The organism is Providencia sp. CIM-Carb-044 (assembly GCF_033901115.1).
In the GTDB taxonomy this organism is placed as follows: Bacteria; Pseudomonadota; Gammaproteobacteria; order Enterobacterales; family Enterobacteriaceae; genus Providencia; species Providencia hangzhouensis.
Genome location: NZ_JAXADV010000001.1, coordinates 668,678 through 690,698, shown reverse-complemented (window position 1 = coordinate 690,698; position 22,021 = coordinate 668,678). Strand labels below are relative to the sequence as shown.

Below are 22,021 nucleotides of genomic sequence, written 5' to 3'. Positions count from 1 at the left end.
AACCATGAAAGAAACCAATGAACCTATTCTTGGCGTTTCAAGTAATTTTCTCGATGTACTCGAACAAGCCTCTGAACTCGCACAACTCAATAAACCTGTTTTAGTTATCGGTGAACGCGGCACGGGTAAAGAGCTTATCGCAGATAGACTCCATTACCTTTCCCCTCGCTGGCAAGAAGCTTTTATCTCTCTCAATTGCAGCGGACTCAATGAGAATTTGCTGGATTCTGAATTATTTGGACATGAAGCGGGGTCTTTTACGGGAGCCCAAAAACGCCATCAAGGGCGCTTTGAACGAGCTGACAAAGGTTCTCTTTTTCTTGACGAACTCGCGACTGCACCTATGTCAGTTCAAGAGAAACTCCTGCGTGTCATTGAATATGGCGAGCTTGAACGTGTCGGTGGAAGCCAAGCTTTACACGTAGATGTGCGTTTAATCTGTGCCACAAATGCCAATTTACCCGAACTCGCCAAACAAGGTCGTTTTCGAGCCGACCTCTTAGATAGACTGGCTTTTGATGTCATTCGCCTTCCCCCATTACGTGAACGGCAACCTGATATATTATTATTAGCAGAGCATTTTGCTATTTTAATGTGTGGTGAATTAAAACGTTCGCACTTTACAGGTTTTACACGACATGCCCAACAAGCCCTGCAAAACTACCCATGGCCAGGTAATGTACGCGAATTAAAAAATGTCATTGAGCGTTCAATATACCGCCATGGAAATCATGCTGAACCCGTTGATAATATTATTTTCAATCCATTTGGTGAAAAACTTGCTGAGCTGCATGAATCACCAAGCCCCCAACCCATACAGCCTTCCCAACAAGCAAATACCATTTTACCTTCACTACCTTGTGACTTACGTCAGTGGCAGCAGCAATCTGAAAAAGCACTATTAGAACAAGCGCTAGCAGATTGTCATTTTAATCAGCGTAAAGCAGCACAACGGTTATCTCTAAGTTATGACCAACTGCGTGGTTTAATTAAAAAACATCAAATAAATATTGAAATTTAATAGTCATTAGTTCAAACAATCCAAATTTATTGTTTGAACTAATGCAATATACTTAGAGATAAAAAGTTTAAATTTGAAAATCGTGGGCTTTATTATTACTAAATGTTTCCAATTTCACATTGCACTTTTAAATATTACTTATCACTTAATTACTAACAGCATCAGTAAAAAACCAAATAAAATAAAAACAATAAATAACAATTAGTTAAAAGATAACTTCATCATAAAAAATTAAGCCAAATTACACTAAAAACCATTTTGCCCCCCCAAAAAAAGTGATAATTAGTAATTTCCACTAGCTATTATATAAAAAATATAATTTTCTTTAGCACGTTTGGTTAATTATATATAGATAGATAATTCTATTTTAATATGATTAATGCTGTTTTATTATTTGTATTTACACCTTGTCATATTTAACTACTGTGCGAAATATATTTATATGATATCTCTATTAATATAATTCTTATTATATGAGGAGCCTATTATGAAAAATATAAATGTACTAGCGATCACCTTTTTTCTTCTAGGGTTATCTCCTACGGTTAATGCGCAATCATTGATGAAAACATTTTCTTACTGTGATGCCGCTTTCTTCAAGAAAATAAAAGATGACCCTGTTTTAAACGATATTTCTAATGCATTGAAACATAACCAATTAGGCACCAATGAACACGTTTCTGTTAATCTCAATTTTTCACCAACCGGTATTGTGACTTTTAACCGTTTTTTTGTTAGTCATAGTAATTTTGATAAATATGATGGCTTCGCCTATTTAGGCTTGCGTGGCCAATACTATTTTTGGGGATTTGAAACAACACAAAGCCTTGAAGAGGTTGTCCGCTATACGTCATCAAGAATTGCGATTATAAAGGTAGGAAATACTTATATCTACTCACCGATGATCCGCCATAATTTGCAAAGTAAATGGGTATTTAACGAACACGCAACGCAAGATTACAACTTGGAACCAAATGCTGCTGAAAAAATGCTGATTATTGAAAAAGATGAGCAAAGAGGTGTTGTTCGTTTCTTATGTACCCTTCAAGGCAACGTAACCGATGAAGACTTACACTATGTGGGTTTAAAATAATAGCTAGAAATTAAGCTAAACAAGCTCATCTATTTCTCCATAAAAAAAAGCCAGCACCCAAGCTGGCTATCAAATAAAACACTGGAAGCAATGTGAGCAATGTCATGCCTTGTCTACATAAGCACTCGGCTTAAGTGACAAAACGAATGATAATCGTTATCAGTGTCATTTGTAAAGCTTTTTAATGAGATTTTTTCTCATTAAGACATACTTCAATGATTAATATAATAATTTAAGTTAATTATTATATTAACATCATCCCTTTTAGCTTAATTTTCATACTTTATAAGGCTAAATTTTGCTTATACCCTGTATCCCCATTTTTACGCTACAATAGGTCAATTCTCGTTAACGATGTCAGTGGTATGCGCCTATTAACTGTTTGGTTTTTATTTATCATTTCTGTGTCTGCACAAGCGCTTAATAACCAAGAGCGCTTTACCGATATTGTGGCTAACGAGGTCCCTGCAGATATACGCCAAAAAGGCTTTATTTACTGTGTAAATGGGGTCGTTACCACGTTTAACCCACAATTAGTTAGTAGTGGGCTAATTGTCGACCCTCTCGGTGCTCAAATTTATGATCGGCTATTAGATGTTGATCCGTTCACTTATCGCTTGGTTCCTGAACTGGCTGCTAGATGGGAAGTTTTAGATAACGGTGCAACTTACCGTTTATACTTGCGTAAAGATGTAAAATTCCAAAATACAACTTGGTTTACACCTACACGCAATATGAATGCTGATGATGTTGTGTTCAGCTTTTCCCGCATGTTTGAGGTGAATCACCCCTATCACTACATCAATGGGGGGCATTACCCTTATTTTGATAGCTTACAGTTCGCCAACAGCGTGCAAAGCATACGTAAAATTAATAACCATACAGTGGAGTTTCGTTTGAACTCTCCTGATGCGTCTTTTTTATGGCATTTGGCGACACATTATGCTCCTATTCTTTCATCCGAATATGCCGATTTCCTTTCAAGCATAAATCGCCAAGAGCTGATCGATTGGCGACCAATTGGTACGGGGCCATTTCATTTAGATGACTACCAAGCAGGGCAATTCGTTAGACTTCTTAGAAATGACAATTATTGGAAGGGCTTGCCTCGTATGGAAGAAGTGGTTGTTGACATGGGAGCAGGTGGAACTGGCCGTATTTCAAAATTACTCACTGGGGAATGTGACGTTTTAGCTTACCCTGCCGCAAGCCAGTTAAAGGTATTACGCGATGACCCGCGTTTACGAATTTCTATGCGTTCTGGGATGAATATTGCCTACCTCGCATTTAACACCAGCAAGCCACCATTAGATAAGCTAAAAGTACGCCAAGCAATTGCGTATGCAATTAATAATGAACGTCTAATGCAATCAATTTATTACGGCACGGCAGAAACAGCCGCATCTATTTTACCAAGAGCATCATGGGCTTATGACAATCAAGCAAAGATCACCGATTATAATCCCGAACTTTCTAAGCAAATGCTCAAAGAGATGGGATTAGAAAATCTAAAACTAGATTTATGGGTACCAATCGCCTCCCAATCATATAACCCAAGCCCACTTAAGATGGCAGAGCTTATCCAAGCTGATTTAGCGCAGGTCGGTATTGTGATGAATATCCGTTCTGTCGAAGGCCGTTTCCAAGAAAACCAATTAATGGATAGAAGCCATGATATGACATTAGCGGGTTGGACAACTGACAGTAATGACCCAGACAGTTTTTTCCGTCCGCTACTGAGTTGTGCAGCAATTGGTTCCCAAACCAATTTAAGCCATTGGTGTAACCCTGCCTTCGATGAAATCTTACATAAGGCACTATTGACACAGCAATTAGCCGCACGTATAGATTATTACCACCAAGCACAGCAAATTTTAGGGGAAGATTTACCCGTCTTACCCCTCGCCTATTCTTTACGTTTACAGGCCTACCGCTATGATATAAAAGGCCTAATGATCAGTGCGTTTGGTAATACCTCATTTGCTGGCGTGTATCGTGAAATGGAGCAGCCTGAAAAAGTTTCTCCGAAAAAACAGAGGCAGAAACCATGATTATTTATTCACTGCGTCGTTTTTTACTTTTATTAGTCACGGTGTTCTTCTTATCGCTAGTCAGCTTTAGTTTAAGCTATTTTACGCCTAATGCACCTCTGAGCGGCGCATCACTTATCGATGCCTATATTTTTTATTTTGAAGGCTTACTCCATTTTGATTTTGGTGTTTCAAGTATCAACGGGGAACCCATAACAGAACAATTAAGGGACACATTCCCTGCAACCATGGAGTTATGCATTTTAGCGTTTATTTTTGCTTTAACGACAGGTATACCACTCGGCATCATTGCTGCATTTTGGCGTAACAAGCCTGCAGATATTGCTATCAGTGTCTTTGCTTTATTAGGATTTTCTGTCCCTGTATTTGTACTTGCACTGGTTTTAACTCTCTTTTTCTCATTACATCTAGGATGGCTTCCTGTATCTGGCCGAATTGACCTATTATATAATTTAAAAACGGTGACTGGCTTTGCCTTGGTTGATGCATGGCTTTCTGACTCCCCCTATCGTAAAGATATGATTATCAATGTACTTGAGCACATGGTATTACCTGTCCTCACTTTAGCACTCGCACCAACAACCGAGGTTATTCGGTTAGTACGTAATAGCACCGAAGAAATCGCCAGTGAAAATTATATCAAAGCAGCCGCTATTCGAGGGCTTTCACGGATTAAAATCATTCGCCGCCATATTTTTCATAATGCTATTCCACCGATTATTCCTAAGCTTGGCTTACAGTTTTCTACGATGTTAACACTGACCATGGTCACTGAACTCGTTTTTAACTGGCCGGGGCTTGGTCGTTGGTTGGTTACAGCAATCCGCCAAGAAGACTACTCTGCGATTTCTGCTGGGGTGATGCTAATTGGTGCGCTCGTGATTACTGTAAATGTGCTGTCTGATATTTTAGGTGCCATGATGGACCCATTAAAACATAAGGATTGGTATGTCCTCAGATAATTTTTATCGTGAACAAAAAATGCCATCCCCAACTCGAGTGGTATGGAATATCTTCTCATCAGATGTAACCTCTATGGTGGGGTTTGTTGGTGTGTTGGTTTTATTAATTTTATGTTTTGTTGGCTCTTATCTAGCACCTTATGCACTAGATCAACAGTTTCTAGGTTACCAATTAACGCCGCCGTCTTGGTCTCATTATGGCGAAGTGGCATTCTTCTTTGGTACAGACGATCTGGGCCGTGATATTCTAAGTCGGCTATTGATTGGTACTAAATCGACATTTGGTGCCGCTATTTTAGTCACACTGATTGCGACACTTATTGGATTAGTTCTCGGCTGCTTAGCTGGGATGACTCGCGGGTTAAAATCTGCAATTTTTAACCATATACTCGATACGTTACTGTCAATTCCTTCCTTATTACTGGCAATTATTGTTGTCGCCTTTATGGGCGCTAGCCTACAAAATGCAATGCTAGCTATTTGCCTTGCATTAATTCCACGAATGGTAAGAACTATCTATGTCGCTGTACATGATGAGTTAGATAAAGAATACATCGTTGCCGCACGCCTTGATGGCGCTTCAAACATTTTTATTTTATGGTATACCGTACTTCCTAACATTACCCCTATTCTCGTCACTGAACTGACTCGAGCACTTTCTATCGCTATTTTAGATATTGCTGCTTTAGGTTTTCTTGATTTAGGTGCACAACTTCCCTCTTCTGAATGGGGTGCTATGCTAGGTGATACTTTAGAGCTTATCTATGTTGCTCCTTGGACGGTTATCTTGCCAGGTGCTGCCATCATGATAAGTGTGCTTTTTGTTAACCTTTTAGGTGACGGGCTACATCGTGCCATCAACGCGGGGGTTGAATAATGCCACTTCTAGACATCCGCAATTTAACTATCGAATTTATGACTGCAAATGGCCCCGTCAAAGCGGTTGACCGCGTTTCAATGACGCTATCTGAGGGGGAAATAAGAGGTTTAGTTGGCGAATCAGGTTCCGGAAAAAGCCTTATTGCAAAAGCTATCTGTGGCGTGACTAAAGATAATATTCGAGTAAAAGCTGACCGTTTTCGCTTTCAAGACATTGACTTACTAAAACTCAGCCCACGTAAACGCCGCAAACTAATTGGCCATAATATCTCGATGATATTTCAAGAGCCACAATCTTGTCTCGACCCAGCTGCTGATATTGGTAAACAGCTTATCCAAGCTATCCCAGGGTGGACTTATAAAGGCCGCTGGTGGCAACGTTTTAATTGGCGTAAACGTCGTGCGATAGAGCTATTGCACCGTGTGGGGATAAAAGATCATAAAGATATCATGCGCAGTTATCCTTATGAATTAACCGATGGTGAATGTCAAAAAGTCATGATAGCGATTGCCATCGCTAACCAACCCCGGTTATTAATCGCTGATGAACCCACCAATGCGATGGAGTCAACTACTCAGGCTCAAATTTTCCGTTTATTGGATAAATTAAACCAAAACAATAATATGGGAATTTTACTCATTAGTCATGATATGGAAATGATGTCGAAACTTGTTGATCGCATCAATGTACTCTATTGCGGGCAAACAGTGGAAAGCGCAACTCCTGAAGATATTCTACAACGGCCACGCCACCCTTATACTCAAGCACTAATCCGCTCAATCCCTGATTTTGAAAGCCCTCTTCCCCATAAAGGGCGGTTAAATACGTTACCTGGTGCAATTCCTTCACTTGAACATTTGCCCATTGGTTGTCGCCTTGGACCTCGTTGCCCCTATGCACAACGAACTTGCATCAACGCGCCACAATTACGCAATATTAAAGGCCATCTCGTTGCTTGCCATTACCCGCTAAACACCGAGGAACAACCCTAAATGGAAACCTTACTTGAAGTCCGTAATCTCACAAAAACTTTCCGTTTTCGTGAAGGGTTATTTCATCGACACGAATTACAAGCCGTCAAACCCGTTAGCTTTAACTTACAGGCAGGCCAGACATTAGCTATCATTGGCGCCAATGGCTCAGGAAAATCAACCCTTGCGCGAATGTTATCAGGCGTTGTAGAACCCACCAGCGGCGATATTTTCATTCGTGGACAACGCCTGAATTTTGGCGATTATAGCTACCGTTGCCAGCGTATTCGCATGATTTTCCAAGATCCAAGTACATCCCTAAACCCAAGGCAGCGTATTGGTCAAACCCTTGAGCTCCCTTTAAAATTAAACACTGACTTAACTGGAATAGAACGTGAAAGGCGTATTATTCAAACGCTTCGCCAAGTCGGGTTACTCGCCGACCACGCTGAATATTATCCACACATGTTAGCATCTGGGCAAAAACAACGTATTGCATTGGCAAGAGCACTTATTCTACAACCCGAAATTATTATTGCTGATGAAGCGTTAGCTTCGTTAGACATGTCCATGCGCTCGCAAATCATCAACTTAATGTTAGATTTACAAGCAAAACAAGATATTGCATTTATCTATGTTACCCAGCACTTGGGGATGATGAAACACGTCAGCGATAAAATGCTTGTCATGGATAAAGGCGAAGTTGTTGAGCGTGGTAATACCGCAGAAGTTTTAGCTGCCCCTCTTCACGACGTTACTCGCCGGTTAATTGAAAGTCACTTTGGTGAACCCCTGTCGATTGATGCTTGGCGACAAGACTTGTAACTGTTATTCAGTTGTCTGTGGGTAAACACCTTCACAGGCAACAAATTAAACATCTTATTTAACGTGCTATCGTCACATTGGCTTTAATATGTTTAAGGTGAACGACTATCGTAAATGTGACAATCACCAACAGTGACCATGCTCCCCACTTACCTGCATGTACCATTGACCAAGCACCAATTTGGTTTGGATACTGCCAAACACCAAAAAATGTCCCAAAATTCTCAGCTAGCCAAATAAAAAAACCAATTAGCATAAATGCAAGTAATAATGGCATTTTTCGCTCTTTATCTAGCGGAGTGTAAAAAACCATACTGCGCGCATACAACCCCATAATAAACGCCGCTAAATACCAACGATAATCATCAATATAATGGTGGCTAAAAAAATTAATATAAATAGCCAGTGCGACTAGTGTCGCCATCCAATAAGGTGGATAGTGTTCAATTCTTACTTTAAAAAATCGCCAAGATTGAATGATATAGCTCCCTACGGCGGCATACATAAAACCAGTAAATAGAGGAACTCCCCAAAGCTTCGTATAGGCCTCATCGGGATATTGCCAAGAACCTATCGTTGCTGAAGTTTTAAATAGCTCCATCATAAAACCGACTAAATGGAAAACACAAATAGCCTTTAATTCATCCCAAGTTTCTAACTTTGACCACACTAACAAAGCTTGAAAAGCAACGGCAAAAATTAGTAACAGGTCATAGCGAGGGATACCTATTAATCCTTTAGCTGGGACTAAGAATAGTGCCAAAAAGAAAAAACCAGCGAATAAACAAGAACGAGCATTAATTAAACCGAAAAACCAAAACTCTAATAGAAAGCGTTTAATTCCATGGCTATTATTCGGCTGGTGAGCCATTAAAATTTGGTCTAACTTTCCTAAAAAATTCAATTTCTGACACAAACTGGTCATCTATTCACTCACCTATTCTTTTATTATTCGGTTTGTTTTCTTTCCGAAGATTAGGCGAGGAGTTTAGCAAAATCGAATTACTCTACATAAGGTAACTATCTTAAATTTATGCATTTTTATTATTTATAGCTTCAATCACTAGATTTACACTACCTATTAATATTGACGACACTTTCCATCCAATTATGGGTTTTATTGTTTAACTCGCACCTGATGGCAATTCGTTAATAGAAAGTAATGATATACTTAAGCAATATGTGTTTATTTGCTATATGAATGCCAACTCAACAATTTAGGAGTTTTATGATGAAATTATATTACGCTCCCGGTGCTTGCTCACTTTCTCCTCACATCATTCTGCGTGAAACAGGTTTAGATTTCAGTATTGAACGAGTAAATATAAAAGAGAAAAAAACCGAGAAAGGTGAAGACTTTTTAGCAATAAACCCAAAAGGACAAGTACCCACTTTAGTGTTAGATAATGGCGAACAACTCACAGAAGGTGCTGTAATTGTCCAATATATTGCGGACCAAAAACCGGATCGTAACCTAATCTCACTTCCTGGTTCTATGAAACGTTATCACCAATTAGAAGCTTTAAACTTTATTTCGACAGAACTACATAAAAATTTCTCACCTTTATTCACTCCAGGAACACCAGAAGAGTATAAAGATACTGTCCGTAATGTATTGTTTAATAAGTTTGCGTATGTTGATAACGTGCTCGCTAAACAGGCTTTCTTTGCTGGAGATACTTTTAGTGTCGCAGATGCCTATTTATTCACTGTGAGTAATTGGGCAAAACACGTTGGGCTCGATTTGACTAGCCTGACCCACCTGCAAGATTACAGTGCTAAAATAGCTAAACGCCCTAATGTTCAAGATGCATTAAAAGCGGAAGGACTAATCTAATCTGTAAAATAGCACGCTTTCAGTAGTGCGCTGTAAGGTTGTTGATAAAGCGGGAAAAAACATAGTTTTCCCGCTTTATGTTATCAACTAAGATTTTATCAGCTGAAAAGCAGTTTAATCTAATTGTGTTGCACAGAAGTTATGTTCTGGGTTAACCATTTTGTCTTGAGCAGCGACGAGTTGTAATTCGTACTCCCCCATCTCTTTGGTTTTTATCATCACTTCATATACTGCAGCGGCAACGTGCTCTAATCCCTTATCTAAGCGCTCACCTTTCAATAAATTAACCAACATTAAACCGCTGGTCAAGTCACCGACACCTACAGGTTGTTTTTCACCAAAGTCAACAAGAGGACGGCTAACATGCCAACTGTGCTCTGCTGTTACAAGGATCATTTCAAAACGATCTGCGCGATACCCTGCTCGGCTTAAATGTTTAACAAGAACGATTTTAGGGCCTTTGTGACACAATTCACGTGCAGCTTGGGTAGCTTCTTCAACATTTTTAATTGTTCTACCCGTTAATGTTTCTAATTCTAATAAATTTGGTGCGATAACATCACTCGCGGCCAATGCACGCTCACAAAGGAATTCAGCAACTCCCGGAGCAACAATACAGCCTTTCTCCGGATGCCCCATTACTGGATCACAAAAATAGAGGGCTTGCGGATTAGCTACTTTGACCCTTTCCACGATATCAAGAATATCATTTCCTTGCTCAGCTGAACCGATATAACCGCTTAATACAGCATCACAAATTTCTAATTTATGAATTTTAGCTAAACCATCGACGATGTCGGTTAAGTGTTGTGCGGGAAAAACACTTCCGGTCCATTGTGAATACTGTGTATGATTCGAAAACTGTACGGTATTGAGTGGCCACACACCTACGCCCATTCGGCACATAGGAAATGCGGCAGCACTGTTTCCTGCATGGCCGAAAACAACATGGGATTGAATTGATAATACGCTTTTCATTGAAAACCCAAAGAATTGTTATGTCGAATGAAGAGAAATCAGTGATTATCCGTTGCTAATATGGATATACTCCAAATAATTCTAATTACATGTAAGCGGCTTGAGAAAATAGTTCGAATTATATACATCGATATATAATTCGAAGAGCATAGCACAATCAACACCCATGCAACTTGAAGTATGACGAGTATAGCCCGGAAAATTCCGGGCTGATATTACAAAGGTTAGTCAGAGCTATTTCCAATTAATTAAACAGTCGTTTTTCTTACCACGACGGATCAAGGTATAACGACCAAACAGGCGATCTGCGTCAGAGAACACATACATTGGCTCTGTCTGTTTTTGGCCATTAATTGATACCGCGTTAGAACTAATTGCCGTTCTTGCTTGCCCACGAGAAGGCACTAACTCTGAATCAACTAAAGCTTGCTGTAAATCCGCACCTGCTTCCAATGTAATACAAGGCATGCCATCTTGAGCCAATTGTTCAAAATCAGCTTCAGTTAAATCAGATACTGCACCAGAGAATAAGCTTTCTGTAATACGTTTCGCTGCTGCTAACCCTTCTTCGCCATGTACCAGTTTAGTGACTAATTCCGCTAATACATATTGAGCTCGAGGTGCCTTTCCACTGTTTTTATCTTCTTCTTCTAGCGCATTGATTTCATCTAGTTCCATGAATGTGAAGAATTTTAAGAAGCGATAAACATCCGCATCTGCAGTGTTGATCCAGAACTGATAGAATTTATACTGGCTGGTTTTCTTGGAATCTAACCAAACTGCACCACCTTCAGTTTTACCGAATTTAGTGCCATCTGCTTTAGTAATCAGAGGAACCGTCATACCAAATACTTGGTTTTGGTGTAAGCGACGTGTTAAATCGATACCGGAAGTAATGTTACCCCATTGGTCAGAGCCACCAATTTGCAGCTCTACACCCATCTCTTTGTTCATATTTGCGAAGTCATAACCTTGTAAAAGGTTATAAGCAAACTCAGTAAAAGAGATACCAACGTCATCACGATTTAAACGTTGCTTAACAGACTCACGGTTAATCATTTGGTTAACCGAAAAATGTTTACCAATATCGCGCAAGAAAGTCAGCACATCCATTTTGCCAAACCAATCATAGTTATTAGCAAGGCGTGCACTGTTATCACCACAATCAAAGCTTAAAAACGGTGAAACTTGGTTACGGATTTTTTCTACCCACTCTTGAACGGTTTCTGTGGTGTTTAATTTACGCTCAGTAGCTTTAAAGCTCGGGTCGCCAATAAGGCCCGTTGCACCACCGACCAACGCCACAGGCTTGTGCCCGGCTAGTTGGAATCGTTTTAAACACAGCAAAGGAACCAGATGTCCCAAATGCAAGCTATCAGCGGTAGGATCGAAGCCACAATAGAGAGAGATAGGGCCCTGCGCCAGTCTCTCTGCTAACGCATCCTCATCCGTTACCTGGGCAACGAGGCCCCGCTCTTGCAATTGTTTAATCAGGTTATTGCTAGACATCAATGACTCCATCAGTTGTATTTTGTCTATCTATTTTGGTTTGAATGACCAGTAAGTTTGAGAGGCTTATCAAAAACTCACCAGTGTAATTTGTCAATTTACTTAAATGAGGCTATAGCATAAAGCGCATATCAATTAAGTGCCAGCTAAAAAACATGATCCTAAGGGGCTAATCTATCAATTTTCCAGCCATCACCTTCTCGCTGGTATAAAAAACGGTCGTGCAAACGGTGTGCACCGCCTTGCCAAAATTCAACACTATTAAATACCACTCGATATCCCCCCCAAAAACTAGGCAATGGGACGTCACCGTTCTTAAATTTTTGTTTTAGTTCTAAAAATTTCCCTTCTAAAATACCACGCGCTGAAATTTTAGAAGACTGTGCTGATGCCCATGCTGCAATTTGGCTATCTTTCGGCCTACTATGAAAATATTTTACAACTTCAATAGGGTTCAAACGCTCAGCAACCCCAGTGAAATTGACTTGGCGCTCTAATGGGTACCATGGGAAATGTAGACTAATTTTATTATTTTTTTCTAAATGCTGTGCTTTTCGGCTACCTAAATTGGTATAAAATACAAGGCCTTTATCATCAAAATGTTTTAAAAGTACAATACGCTGGTAGGGTTGCCCGGTTTCATCCACAGTAGCAACACACATTGCTGTTGGGTCACTCAAGCGAGCTTCACACGCCTGCTTCATCCAGAGTTCGAAAAGCGTCAGTGGGTTTGGCGTTAAGTCATTACGTCTTAACCCACCTTTTGTGTATTCACGACGTACCGATGCAAGATCTATTTCACCTAGCTCGTTCATTTTTATGTCCTTTACCACAGTTATTTTTTATCGGTATTTTTAGGGTATATTGCCCCAAGCACAGTCTCTTTACTTGCCCCAGTAACAGAGGCTAAATTTCCAGGAAGACCAGATACCGTTCTAGCAGCTAGCCATGCAAAAGCCAAGGCTTCCATGTCATCACCACTTAAACCAAATTTATCACTTGGTGCCACTTCAATTCCCGGAAGCAAGGCTGCCATCCGTTGCATTAGAAAAGTATTCTTTGCCCCTCCACCACATACTATTAAGCGCTCACAACCGCCACACAGTAATACTTGTTCTGCGATAGAAGCTGCGGTTAATTCGCACAGAGTGGCTTGAACATCGTCAGCTGAAATTGATGGAAAATGAACTAAATGCTGCTCTAACCATTGTGTGTTGAAATACTCACGCCCCGTACTTTTCGGTGATGAACGTCTAAAGTATGGGTCACTTAGCATCGCTTTTAGTAATGCATGATCAACTTGACCTCGACTTGCCCATTCACCATCTTTATCATATGCCTGTTGCTTTATACGCCAGCTCCACGTATCCATTAACATATTTCCCGGCCCTGTGTCATAACCCTTAACATAGGCACCAGGTAATAAAGCTGTGACATTAGCTATTCCACCAATATTTAGTACAATTCGTTTTTCTGTAGGGTGCCCTAAAACAGCTAAGTGAAATGCAGGAACTAAAGGTGCTCCCTGTCCCCCATAAGCCATATCTCTTCGGCGAAAATCACCTACCGTCGTGATCCCTGTTAAAGCGGCAATACGGTTGTTGTCGCCTAACTGCATAGTAAAAGGCTGTTCGCCATCGGGCTCATGCCAAACAGTTTGCCCATGGCAACCGATAGCAATGATATCTTCAGATGTTAAACCAGTTTGAATAAGAAGTTGGTTTACCGCATCTGCATATAAAGAGCCTAACTCTCGATCAATTTTACCAACCTCTGATAGCGTTGTTGTTTGCCCTTGGCATATATCTAAAATTCTTTTTTTTAATTCAATGGGAAATGCAACACTCAAACTGGATTGCTCTGCGACAAATTTGTCACTAATTGCGGCAAGAACGACATCAACACCATCTAGGCTAGTTCCTGACATAACCCCTATGTAACGACCTGATTTCATCATTATTCTTGTTCCTTTAGAGTGCACATTAACTTTACAACGCTCAGCTACAAAAGATTGTGCTTTGATGATAAATTTTGTCAACAATTCGATGCAATTTCTCGGAGCGCTTCGCAGGAATAATAAATAAATGCACTAAAACTAAAAATTGCTAGACAACCTAACTAAAAAAGACGTTTTGTAATATCTAAAACTTTCATTTTCAATATAATGATACATAATACATTTATCAGCTCAGCATTACTGTTTAGTATTTCAGCTAAAGTTTTAACGACTATTCTTTTAGCAACTGGTGCGAAATGATGCTCATAAGCTGACTACCCTATATGAATATTTAACAAAGAGTGCCTTATTGAATGAAATCATCTCGAATTTGAGATATTTTACCTAGTGTTTACACTCTATTTAAATCAAAATCGGTAATCTAACCATCGCTTTTTAATATCATTATTTTGATACTTGTTGTGTTTATGGTGAAAACAAATATACGATGCTATGTTAGTGCCACAGACAGCAAATCTCATAGGAGTTCTTATGCTTAAGAAAGTTTTTGTAGGTGTTGTAGCAGTTGCAGCTTTATCAGGCTGTGTCAATACCAGTACGCTTTCTGGTGATACTATTTCAGCCAAGGATGCGAAACAGGTACAGACTGTGACTTATGGTACTGTTCTGAATGCTCGCCCTGTGACTATTCAAGCTGGTGAAGACGGTAACGTGATTGGTGCAATTGGTGGTGCTGTTCTTGGTGGGTTATTAGGTAACACCATCGGTGGTGGTACAGGTAACACATTAGCAACTGCCGCAGGTGCTATTGCAGGTGGTTTAGCTGGTCAGGAAGCTCAAGGCGCATTAAATAGAAGCCAAGGTGTTCAATTAGAAATCCGCCTCGATAGCGGTAAAAACATTGTTGTTGTTCAAAAACAAGACCCAAGCACCTTCCGTAATGGCCAACGTGTTATGATTGCGAATAGCGGAAATACTGTTACTGTGTCTCCTCGGTAATCATACAGTACTAAATTAGGCATGCTCACCGGCCATGGCCGGTGAGCATTACTTACAAATAGTATTGCTGAATGATATCGTTGCTTTATGGTAGATAATCGTATTTTTTATTTATTGTGCATGGCTTTTGAATGACACAATTTCTTGTTTACATATAAATGCCTTGCATTCAAATCAATAAATTTATTTTAGCCTATCTCCTTTAATAAAGTATTTATTAGTATCTACCGATAAATTAGCTAGCTAACAATTAAAAATGAAGGTATCACAGCGAAAAAATAATTAATAGCCTTAACTATATTTCATAATAATAATGATTTAATGAAAATTATAACCAAGTGTAATTACTATTTCATTAAAAAATCATATACTAAATTATTTTAAACACAAATTTAATAATTAATATGTCATTCATTAGCTAGGCATATTTTTTACATCAAGAGTCATTTTGTAGCCTCAAGATATTTTTTTCAAGTTTCATAAGTAACTGTGATAGTTGGTAAAGCTCATCTTTACTAATGTTGTTCAGTATTTCTATACGCGTATTATTTATAACTTGGTCTACCGTTTTAATAAAGGGTTCAGACTCTTCCGTTAATTTTATTCTTTTAGCTCTCCTATCATTTGTACAAGTATGTCTAGAAATCAATTTTTTTTCCTCTAATTGATCTAGAGTCCTTACTAATGAAGGCTGTTCAATACCAATCGCTTTCGCTAACTGTATTTGAGATTGCTCAGGTGGTAGTTGACTTATATTATGCAATGTAACCCAATGTGTCTGTGTAAGCTTAAGAGGCTTCAAACGATAGTCGATTAATGCTCTCCACATGCGAACAACACGTGATAACTCTGTCCCAATTTGTGATTCCAATTTACCCTCCTTTATATAATTATAATGTCTAAAAAATATACCGTCCTCATATTATTTTTTGAATTATATATTAATTTCCTTTTATATTTACAGCTTTTTATTTATACATTAGCTATTAAATACCTATTCCTAGTTATAGTAGCTGTTTTATTATGCGATATATCTCTAATTAATACATCACTGATTCATCCATTATCTCAATCTAGGATTAATCAGATAACCTATCAATTATCTTATTAATAAGAATAGCCGCACTCTCCTTTTTGATCTATCTATTTTAGCTCTTATAGTAGCCATGAATAACAATAAAAAAAGTAATGCCAAATAATTCTTTAAAAAACAAATAAATATAGTTAATCTTAAAATCATGTTAATTACAGTCATTTTGATTCAACCTATACCTATTTTGAATAAATAAAATTTTATTGAAATATAAACCAAGAAATAAATATTTTGCTAATAATTCAACCTGAATTAGTTTACATTAGAAATAAAACATTTGATTTATTTTTATGATTATATTAAAAACTGTGAACTAAAAGAGTTGTTGTTGTGTATCTATGATTTTTTCTTGTTCTGTTTTTTTATTTAATATTCTTAAATAACGTTGGCGACATAAACGAAGTACATTTCGTTTTTCAGTATCAGAGAATTTTAGCCAATTAAAACGCTCATCACGAGTGCGATAGCAACCTCGACAATAGCCTTGTTCATTACTTTGGCAAATACCACGGCAAGGGCTGGGGATCTCAAAAAATTCAAGTTGTTCCGCCATAAGTTTCCCCTTCAAAAGAAAAAATCACTGATAAATATATGATATACTCCTGAAAATGAGTATTACCATTATTTGTTCAAAAAACAAACTGTAATCATTGTATTTATTAATTTAAGCACGTTATATTAATAAGTAAATCGATTCAGGCTGATTCTAAGAGGTTTAAAAATGCGCTTACTCCATACTATGTTACGTGTTACTGATATGCAGCGTTCTATTGATTTTTACACGAAAGTGTTAGGCATGCGTTTATTAAGAACTAGTGAAAATACAGAGTATAAATATTCTCTCGCATTTGTTGGCTACAGCGATGAAAGTGAAGGCGCTGTAATCGAGTTGACCTATAACTGGGGGGTTGACCAATACGATATGGGTAACGCATATGGTCATATCGCCTTGGGCGTCGATGATGTTGCAAAAACATGCGATGATATACGTAGTGCAGGAGGTAACGTAACACGTGAAGCCGGCCCTGTTAAAGGTGGAACAACAGTGATTGCTTTTGTTGAAGACCCTGATGGCTATAAGATTGAGTTGATCGAAAACAAAAGCGCAAGTAAAGGGTTAGGCCATTAATTAACTATATAATTTAAAAGTACTATATAGTTTAAAGTTTAGGTGCCAAATCTAGCGCCTAAACTTTTATCACTGTTTACCTGCAAATTTTTACTGGTTTTGGCATAATGTTACCTAACCAGAAAACTAAAATTGAAAGTCCTAATGTCTGAAAAAAACAATCCAAATACCCTAGTGAACCGTTTCAGGGGATACTATCCTGTCGTTATTGATGTTGAAACAGGCGGGTTCAATGCTAAAACTGACGGCCTGTTAGAGATTGCTGCCATCACCTTAAAAATGGATAAAGACGGCTGGCTCTCCATGGATGAAACATTACATTTTCATGTAGAACCTTTTGAAGGTGCTAATCTTGAGCCATCTGCTCTTGCCTTCACAGGGATTGATCCAACAAACCCTCTACGCGGTGCTGTTAGTGAATATGAGGCTCTTCATGCGATATTCAAAGTCATTCGCAAAGGAATGAAAAATACAGATTGCAATCGTGCAATTATTGTCGCTCATAATGCAAATTTTGATCACAGTTTTGTGATGAATGCAGCCGAACGAGCAGGTTTAAAACGTAATCCTTTCCATCCATTTGCAACCTTCGATACTGCGGCACTGAGCGGCTTAGTATTCGGTCAAACAATTCTAGCAAAAGCTTGTGTTTCCGCAGGTATTCCATTTGATGGTAAACAAGCTCATGGCGCACTGTATGACACCAATCGAACGGCTCTGCTATTTTGTGAGATCGTTAATAAATGGAAAAAGCTGGGTGGTTGGCCAATTATTGAAGAACCCCAATAATTTTTTAATTAATCGCTATTACATAAAAAAACCGTGTTTGATAAAAAGTAATAAGTGCTTTCATCAAATACGGTTTTTACGTTTTTATTTATTTATGGCTTAATTTAGTCTGTGCTAGCTTCATCTGCTGGACGATACTTATCAGCAGTTTCTTTAATTAGAGATTGGAGCTCACCACGCTGGAACATTTCCATGATGATATCACAGCCACCGACCAGCTCACCGTCAACCCATAGTTGAGGAAACGTTGGCCAATTTGCGTATTTTGGCAATTCAGCACGGATATCTGGGTTTTGTAAGATATCGACATATGCAAAACGCTCACCACAAGAAGACAGAGCTTGTACTGCTTGAGCAGAAAAACCACAGCTCGGAAGTTTAGGAGAGCCTTTCATATATAATAAAATTGGGTTTTCTTTAATTTGGCGCTCAATTCTTTCAATAGTTGTCATTTTTAACTTCCTTAAAACAAAGATGCAGGTTTTGCAGTCAGCCGGTAACTGAGAGTCTACCGCAACTTAACAGAATACATTGACTGATATAATAGGAAACTGAATTGTTTCATACAATATGCCAGTTTTATAGGGGCATTACTATAGCATTCCAAAAAACAAAAAGGCACCTTTTCTATCTTCTCTCTACTTAAGTCAAACAAGTAGCTATTTCTAGATAAAAACCGAAACTTAATATCTTAGATTTTTCGATTACAATATCTATATGATTTTTATGTGTAATATCTCTATTTATTTGTTAACATCTTAGTAACGCCATTACCTTTATCTTTGTATGGTTTATCGTGTTATCATTAATGTATTAAGTATCATATCGCCAATAGGCGAAACTGTAATGATAAGCTGTCACATATTATTTCGCTCATTTTAAGAGCAAACACCCTAAGTATATTGATATAAAAGCAATCAAGGAGTACGCAATGTCATTTGAACTACCCGCTTTACCGTATGCAAAAGATGCTTTAGAACCTTATATCTCTGCTGAAACCTTAGAATATCACTATGGTAAGCACCACAACACTTACGTTGTTAACTTGAACAACCTCATCAAAGGCACTAACTTTGAAGGAAAATCTTTAGAAGAAATCATTAAAACTTCTGAAGCAGGCGTTTTTAACAACGCGGCACAAGTTTGGAATCACACTTTCTATTGGAATTGCTTAGCACCAAACGCTGGTGGCGAGCCAACAGGTAAAGTCGCTGAAGCTATCAACAAGGCATTCGGTTCTTTTGCTGAATTTAAAGCTCAATTTACTGATGCAGCAACCAAAAACTTCGGTGCGGGCTGGACTTGGTTAGTGAAAAAAGCAGATGGTAACCTTGCTATCGTAAATACATCCAATGCTGCAACACCTATTTCTGGTGATGATAAGCCTGTGTTAACTGTCGATATATGGGAACATGCTTATTATATCGATTACCGTAACGCTCGCCCTAAATATTTAGAAAATTTCTGGGCGCTAGTTAACTGGAAATTTGTGGAAGAAAATTTAGCATAACAATTTCTGCTTATTGCTAGGTATAGATACAATAAGGGCGAGATATTCTCGCCCTTATTAAATTCACCCTATTCGAGGCTGAAATAAAATCAGAAAATATGTGCAGCAAGAAATATAATCAATGCTAATGAGCCCAACGCAGCAAGCAAACCATATTTAACATCTGTATCCATGAGTTCCTCTCATCCAAACGTAGTTAAACAACCAAATAACCATACAAAAACCAATGTTATTCAGTATACATATCTAAAAAAGTAAAACTAGTGTCTATATCACATGTTATAACATCAATTATTTCTTTCGTTTTTGCGCTAGATCAGACAAAATCGACAACAAATCGCTAAATTATTGCCAGCAAAGGATCAATGCATCAATATGCAGGTAATTTTTTAACAAGAATTCTTATAGAGACCGGTTATTGGTCAGGAGTTTTTTTCCCCCATGGCAACGATTAAAGATGTGGCGAAACGCGCTGGCGTATCTACCACAACCGTATCCCATGTTATTAATAAAACGCGCTTTGTAGCTGATGACACTAAAGCTGCGGTTTGGGCTGCAATTAAAGAGCTCAATTATTCGCCAAGTGCGGTTGCCCGTAGTCTAAAAGTTAACAACACAAAGTCGATTGGGTTGTTGGCAACCTCATGTGAAGCTCCTTACTTCGCAGAGGTAATTGAATCAGTTGAAAATAGCTGTTATGAAAAAGGTTACACGCTAATCCTTTGTAATTCTCATAATAATTTGGGAAAACAAAAAGCGTATTTGCAGATGCTGGCACAAAAGCGTGTTGATGGTTTACTTGTAATGTGCTCCGAATATCCTGCCCCCTTAATCAGTATGCTGGAAGATTACCGCAATATCCCAATGGTAGTGATGGACTGGGGAACTTCCCGTGGCGATTTTACCGATAGTATTATTGATAACTCATTCCACGGTGGCTATCTTGCAGGACGTTATTTGATTGATAGAGGACATCGTGACATCGGAGCCATCCCTGGCTCTCTTGAAAGAAATACGGGTATTGGTCGATTAACTGGCTTTAAAAAGGCGATGGAAGAGGCCAAAATCACCATAAAAGATGAATGGATTGTTCAAGGGGACTTCGAGCCAGAATCTGGCTATAAGGCAATGATGCAAATTTTAAGCCATAAGCAACGCCCTACTGCCGTTTTCTGTGGCGGTGATATTATGGCAATGGGGGCAATTTGCGCCGCTGATGAGATGGGATTGCGTGTCCCACAAGACATTTCAATCATTGGCTATGATAACGTGCGAAATGCGCGCTATTTTACCCCGGCATTGACCACAATTCACCAACCAAAAGAGCGTTTAGGCCAAATGGCTTTCACAATGCTGCTCGATCGTATTGTAAATAAGCGCGAAGATGCTCAAACAATTGAAGTCCACCCTCGCCTTGTAGAACGCCGTTCCGTTGCTGACGGCCCATTTATCGATTATCGTCGATAATACGCATAATTAGTTTGAAAGCCACTCGGCATTGAGCGTTTCGTTATCGCCAAGGTAATCCAATAACCAATTCAACGCTGGTGATGTATTATTTTCCACCCAAGTTAGACAACAAGGACTGGGTGGAAATGGCTGTGCTAATGCTAGTTCAACTAATAAGCCTTTTTCGCAAAACGAAGCCGCACGATGCTCTGGCACCATTCCGACACACAACCCGTTAACCAAACAAGCTAGACCATTTTCCCAAGAAGGTACGACAAGACGACGTTGATTATCAAGAGCCCATGTATCACGTTTTGGTAGATTACGAGAAGTGTCTTCGAGACATAAACTTGGAAACTCGCGCATTTGGTCGTCTGTTAGCTTGCCGCTTATATTCGCTAATGGGTGTTTAGGGCTCGCCACACACATCCATGACATAAAACCCATATCACGGAAACTATATCTTTCACCAATCGGTGAGGCTCGAGTAGCTCCAATAGCAACATCTACACGCCCATCAGCAAGTGCATCCCAAACACCATTAAATACCTCAGGATGAATGAAAAGTTCAATATCTGGAAAGTGACGATAGAAATCCAGTATCAATTGCTCTGCTCTCTGTGGTTTTACAATGCAATCAACAGCAATACTAAATTGCCCCCGCCAACCATTAGCAACCTGCTGGCATTGATGCCTTGTATCTGTCATTTTTTTGATAACAGAACGACTTTCCTTAATAAATATCGTTCCAGCTTCTGTTAGAACAACATCGCGATGTCGACGCTCAAATAGCGGAACCGCAAGCCATTCTTCAACTTGCTTGACGGTATAACTGATTGCAGAAGGTACACGGTGTAACTCTTCAGCAGCACCACTAAAGCTCCCAGTTCGGGCAACAGCATCAATCACTTCTAGTGCATGCGCAGACCACATAACCTCTCCTTTCAAAAATTTTGATAGCAAGATCC

The 22,021-nt window shown here is 38.9% G+C and carries 22 protein-coding genes; 13 read left to right on the top strand and 9 right to left on the bottom strand.

Annotation, left to right across the window (positions count from 1 at the left end; translation table 11 throughout):
- Positions 1–4: 4 nt before the first annotated feature.
- The 7 genes from pspF (at position 5) to sapF (ending at position 7,803) form a co-directional block, all read left to right on the top strand.
- Positions 5–1,021, top strand: coding sequence for a phage shock protein operon transcriptional activator (gene pspF, locus SJ312_RS03140; RefSeq protein WP_004263890.1), 1,017 nt, complete (start codon positions 5–7; stop codon positions 1,019–1,021).
- A gap of 487 nt (positions 1,022–1,508) precedes the next feature.
- A complete protein-coding gene (locus tag SJ312_RS03135; protein WP_153673489.1) occupies positions 1,509–2,114 on the top strand; it encodes a hypothetical protein in 606 nt (201 codons plus the stop codon).
- A 365-nt stretch (positions 2,115–2,479) separates the two neighbouring features.
- The gene (sapA, locus tag SJ312_RS03130) at positions 2,480–4,165 is read left to right on the top strand and encodes an ABC transporter substrate-binding protein SapA (RefSeq protein WP_094961772.1); all 1,686 of its coding nucleotides are present in this window, start codon (positions 2,480–2,482) and stop codon (positions 4,163–4,165) included.
- Positions 4,162–5,127, top strand: a complete 966-nt coding sequence (gene sapB / locus SJ312_RS03125) for a putrescine export ABC transporter permease SapB (RefSeq protein WP_094961771.1) — start codon at positions 4,162–4,164, stop codon at positions 5,125–5,127. The genes sapA and sapB overlap by 4 nt, the downstream gene beginning before the upstream one ends.
- Positions 5,114–6,004 carry a putrescine export ABC transporter permease SapC gene (gene sapC / locus SJ312_RS03120; RefSeq protein WP_094961770.1) on the top strand — a complete coding sequence of 297 codons (891 nt, stop codon included), beginning with the start codon at positions 5,114–5,116 and terminating at the stop codon, positions 6,002–6,004. The genes sapB and sapC overlap by 14 nt, the downstream gene beginning before the upstream one ends.
- Positions 6,004–6,999 (top strand): putrescine export ABC transporter ATP-binding protein SapD, encoded by a 996-nt coding sequence (gene sapD, locus SJ312_RS03115; RefSeq protein ID WP_094961769.1) that lies wholly within the window; start codon positions 6,004–6,006, stop codon positions 6,997–6,999. Before sapC ends, sapD begins: the two co-directional genes overlap by 1 nt.
- Entirely contained in the window at positions 7,000–7,803 is an 804-nt protein-coding gene (sapF, locus tag SJ312_RS03110) for a putrescine export ABC transporter ATP-binding protein SapF (RefSeq protein ID WP_004263864.1), read from the top strand.
- Positions 7,804–7,861: 58 nt separating this feature from the next.
- On the opposite strand, the gene SJ312_RS03105 is transcribed toward sapF, so the two are convergent.
- Positions 7,862–8,728: a DUF817 domain-containing protein gene (locus tag SJ312_RS03105; protein WP_004263860.1), complete on the bottom strand. Its 867-nt coding sequence runs from the start codon at positions 8,726–8,728 to the stop codon at positions 7,862–7,864.
- 306 nt (positions 8,729–9,034) lie between these two features.
- Between SJ312_RS03105 and gstA the strand changes: the two genes are divergently transcribed.
- A complete protein-coding gene (gene gstA, locus SJ312_RS03100; protein WP_319866934.1) occupies positions 9,035–9,640 on the top strand; it encodes a glutathione transferase GstA in 606 nt (201 codons plus the stop codon).
- A 114-nt stretch (positions 9,641–9,754) separates the two neighbouring features.
- Here the strand turns inward: gstA and pdxY are convergent, their stop codons facing one another.
- The 4 genes from pdxY to anmK all read right to left on the bottom strand — a co-directional run bounded on the left by pdxY (position 9,755) and on the right by anmK (position 14,084).
- Positions 9,755–10,618, bottom strand: coding sequence for a pyridoxal kinase PdxY (gene pdxY / locus SJ312_RS03095; RefSeq protein ID WP_319866911.1), 864 nt, complete (start codon positions 10,616–10,618; stop codon positions 9,755–9,757).
- Between the two features lie 234 nt (positions 10,619–10,852).
- Positions 10,853–12,127, bottom strand: coding sequence for a tyrosine--tRNA ligase (gene tyrS / locus SJ312_RS03090; protein ID WP_094961766.1), 1,275 nt, complete (start codon positions 12,125–12,127; stop codon positions 10,853–10,855).
- A gap of 161 nt (positions 12,128–12,288) precedes the next feature.
- On the bottom strand, positions 12,289–12,942 hold the full coding sequence (gene pdxH / locus SJ312_RS03085) for a pyridoxamine 5'-phosphate oxidase (RefSeq protein ID WP_036958675.1): 654 nt from the start codon (positions 12,940–12,942) through the stop codon (positions 12,289–12,291).
- A 20-nt stretch (positions 12,943–12,962) separates the two neighbouring features.
- Positions 12,963–14,084 carry an anhydro-N-acetylmuramic acid kinase gene (gene anmK / locus SJ312_RS03080; protein ID WP_153673491.1) on the bottom strand — a complete coding sequence of 374 codons (1,122 nt, stop codon included), beginning with the start codon at positions 14,082–14,084 and terminating at the stop codon, positions 12,963–12,965.
- A 531-nt stretch (positions 14,085–14,615) separates the two neighbouring features.
- Between anmK and SJ312_RS03075 the strand changes: the two genes are divergently transcribed.
- Positions 14,616–15,083, top strand: a complete 468-nt coding sequence (locus SJ312_RS03075; protein WP_036958672.1) for a glycine zipper 2TM domain-containing protein — start codon at positions 14,616–14,618, stop codon at positions 15,081–15,083.
- Positions 15,084–15,519: 436 nt separating this feature from the next.
- On the opposite strand, the gene slyA is transcribed toward SJ312_RS03075, so the two are convergent.
- Together slyA and SJ312_RS03065 are read right to left on the bottom strand one after the other, a co-directional pair.
- Positions 15,520–15,954, bottom strand: coding sequence for a transcriptional regulator SlyA (gene slyA / locus SJ312_RS03070; RefSeq protein ID WP_094961765.1), 435 nt, complete (start codon positions 15,952–15,954; stop codon positions 15,520–15,522).
- Positions 15,955–16,489: 535 nt separating this feature from the next.
- Positions 16,490–16,729: a DUF1289 domain-containing protein gene (locus SJ312_RS03065; RefSeq protein WP_004263835.1), complete on the bottom strand. Its 240-nt coding sequence runs from the start codon at positions 16,727–16,729 to the stop codon at positions 16,490–16,492.
- Positions 16,730–16,897: 168 nt separating this feature from the next.
- On the opposite strand from SJ312_RS03065, the gene gloA reads away from it, so the two are divergent.
- Positions 16,898–17,305: a lactoylglutathione lyase gene (gene gloA, locus SJ312_RS03060; protein ID WP_036958666.1), complete on the top strand. Its 408-nt coding sequence runs from the start codon at positions 16,898–16,900 to the stop codon at positions 17,303–17,305.
- A 144-nt stretch (positions 17,306–17,449) separates the two neighbouring features.
- On the top strand, positions 17,450–18,094 hold the full coding sequence (gene rnt, locus SJ312_RS03055) for a ribonuclease T (protein ID WP_110591621.1): 645 nt from the start codon (positions 17,450–17,452) through the stop codon (positions 18,092–18,094).
- 104 nt (positions 18,095–18,198) lie between these two features.
- On the opposite strand, the gene SJ312_RS03050 is transcribed toward rnt, so the two are convergent.
- A complete protein-coding gene (locus SJ312_RS03050) occupies positions 18,199–18,546 on the bottom strand; it encodes a Grx4 family monothiol glutaredoxin (RefSeq protein WP_004263827.1) in 348 nt (115 codons plus the stop codon).
- 479 nt (positions 18,547–19,025) lie between these two features.
- Here SJ312_RS03050 and sodB point away from each other — a divergent pair, with 479 nt between their 5' ends.
- Together sodB and purR are read left to right on the top strand one after the other, a co-directional pair.
- Positions 19,026–19,604, top strand: coding sequence for a superoxide dismutase [Fe] (gene sodB / locus SJ312_RS03045; protein WP_004263823.1), 579 nt, complete (start codon positions 19,026–19,028; stop codon positions 19,602–19,604).
- 441 nt (positions 19,605–20,045) lie between these two features.
- Complete coding sequence (gene purR, locus SJ312_RS03040; RefSeq protein WP_110591620.1) at positions 20,046–21,071, top strand: HTH-type transcriptional repressor PurR; 1,026 nt, start codon at positions 20,046–20,048, stop codon at positions 21,069–21,071.
- Positions 21,072–21,080: 9 nt separating this feature from the next.
- Here the strand turns inward: purR and punR are convergent, their stop codons facing one another.
- Positions 21,081–21,986, bottom strand: coding sequence for a DNA-binding transcriptional activator PunR (punR, locus tag SJ312_RS03035; protein ID WP_004263815.1), 906 nt, complete (start codon positions 21,984–21,986; stop codon positions 21,081–21,083).
- Positions 21,987–22,021 lie beyond the last annotated feature (35 nt).

Excerpts from the sequence above, each read along its gene's own strand:
- SJ312_RS03135 (WP_153673489.1), top strand. The coding sequence starts at position 1,509 with ATGAAAAATATAAATGTACTAGCGATCACCTTTTTTCTTCTAGGGTTA.
- pdxH (WP_036958675.1), bottom strand. The coding sequence starts at position 12,942 with ATGAACGAGCTAGGTGAAATAGATCTTGCATCGGTACGTCGTGAATAC.
- SJ312_RS03105 (WP_004263860.1), bottom strand. The coding sequence starts at position 8,728 with ATGACCAGTTTGTGTCAGAAATTGAATTTTTTAGGAAAGTTAGACCAA.
- sapA (WP_094961772.1), top strand. The coding sequence starts at position 2,480 with ATGCGCCTATTAACTGTTTGGTTTTTATTTATCATTTCTGTGTCTGCA.
- sodB (WP_004263823.1), top strand. The coding sequence starts at position 19,026 with ATGTCATTTGAACTACCCGCTTTACCGTATGCAAAAGATGCTTTAGAA.
- purR (WP_110591620.1), top strand. The coding sequence starts at position 20,046 with ATGGCAACGATTAAAGATGTGGCGAAACGCGCTGGCGTATCTACCACA.
- tyrS (WP_094961766.1), bottom strand. The coding sequence starts at position 12,127 with ATGTCTAGCAATAACCTGATTAAACAATTGCAAGAGCGGGGCCTCGTT.
- gloA (WP_036958666.1), top strand. The coding sequence starts at position 16,898 with ATGCGCTTACTCCATACTATGTTACGTGTTACTGATATGCAGCGTTCT.
- anmK (WP_153673491.1), bottom strand. The coding sequence starts at position 14,084 with ATGATGAAATCAGGTCGTTACATAGGGGTTATGTCAGGAACTAGCCTA.
- SJ312_RS03050 (WP_004263827.1), bottom strand. The coding sequence starts at position 18,546 with ATGACAACTATTGAAAGAATTGAGCGCCAAATTAAAGAAAACCCAATT.
- sapF (WP_004263864.1), top strand. The coding sequence starts at position 7,000 with ATGGAAACCTTACTTGAAGTCCGTAATCTCACAAAAACTTTCCGTTTT.
- pspF (WP_004263890.1), top strand. The coding sequence starts at position 5 with ATGAAAGAAACCAATGAACCTATTCTTGGCGTTTCAAGTAATTTTCTC.
- sapC (WP_094961770.1), top strand. The coding sequence starts at position 5,114 with ATGTCCTCAGATAATTTTTATCGTGAACAAAAAATGCCATCCCCAACT.
- punR (WP_004263815.1), bottom strand. The coding sequence starts at position 21,986 with ATGTGGTCTGCGCATGCACTAGAAGTGATTGATGCTGTTGCCCGAACT.
- SJ312_RS03075 (WP_036958672.1), top strand. The coding sequence starts at position 14,616 with ATGCTTAAGAAAGTTTTTGTAGGTGTTGTAGCAGTTGCAGCTTTATCA.
- SJ312_RS03065 (WP_004263835.1), bottom strand. The coding sequence starts at position 16,729 with ATGGCGGAACAACTTGAATTTTTTGAGATCCCCAGCCCTTGCCGTGGT.
- pdxY (WP_319866911.1), bottom strand. The coding sequence starts at position 10,618 with ATGAAAAGCGTATTATCAATTCAATCCCATGTTGTTTTCGGCCATGCA.
- sapB (WP_094961771.1), top strand. The coding sequence starts at position 4,162 with ATGATTATTTATTCACTGCGTCGTTTTTTACTTTTATTAGTCACGGTG.
- sapD (WP_094961769.1), top strand. The coding sequence starts at position 6,004 with ATGCCACTTCTAGACATCCGCAATTTAACTATCGAATTTATGACTGCA.
- rnt (WP_110591621.1), top strand. The coding sequence starts at position 17,450 with ATGTCTGAAAAAAACAATCCAAATACCCTAGTGAACCGTTTCAGGGGA.
- gstA (WP_319866934.1), top strand. The coding sequence starts at position 9,035 with ATGAAATTATATTACGCTCCCGGTGCTTGCTCACTTTCTCCTCACATC.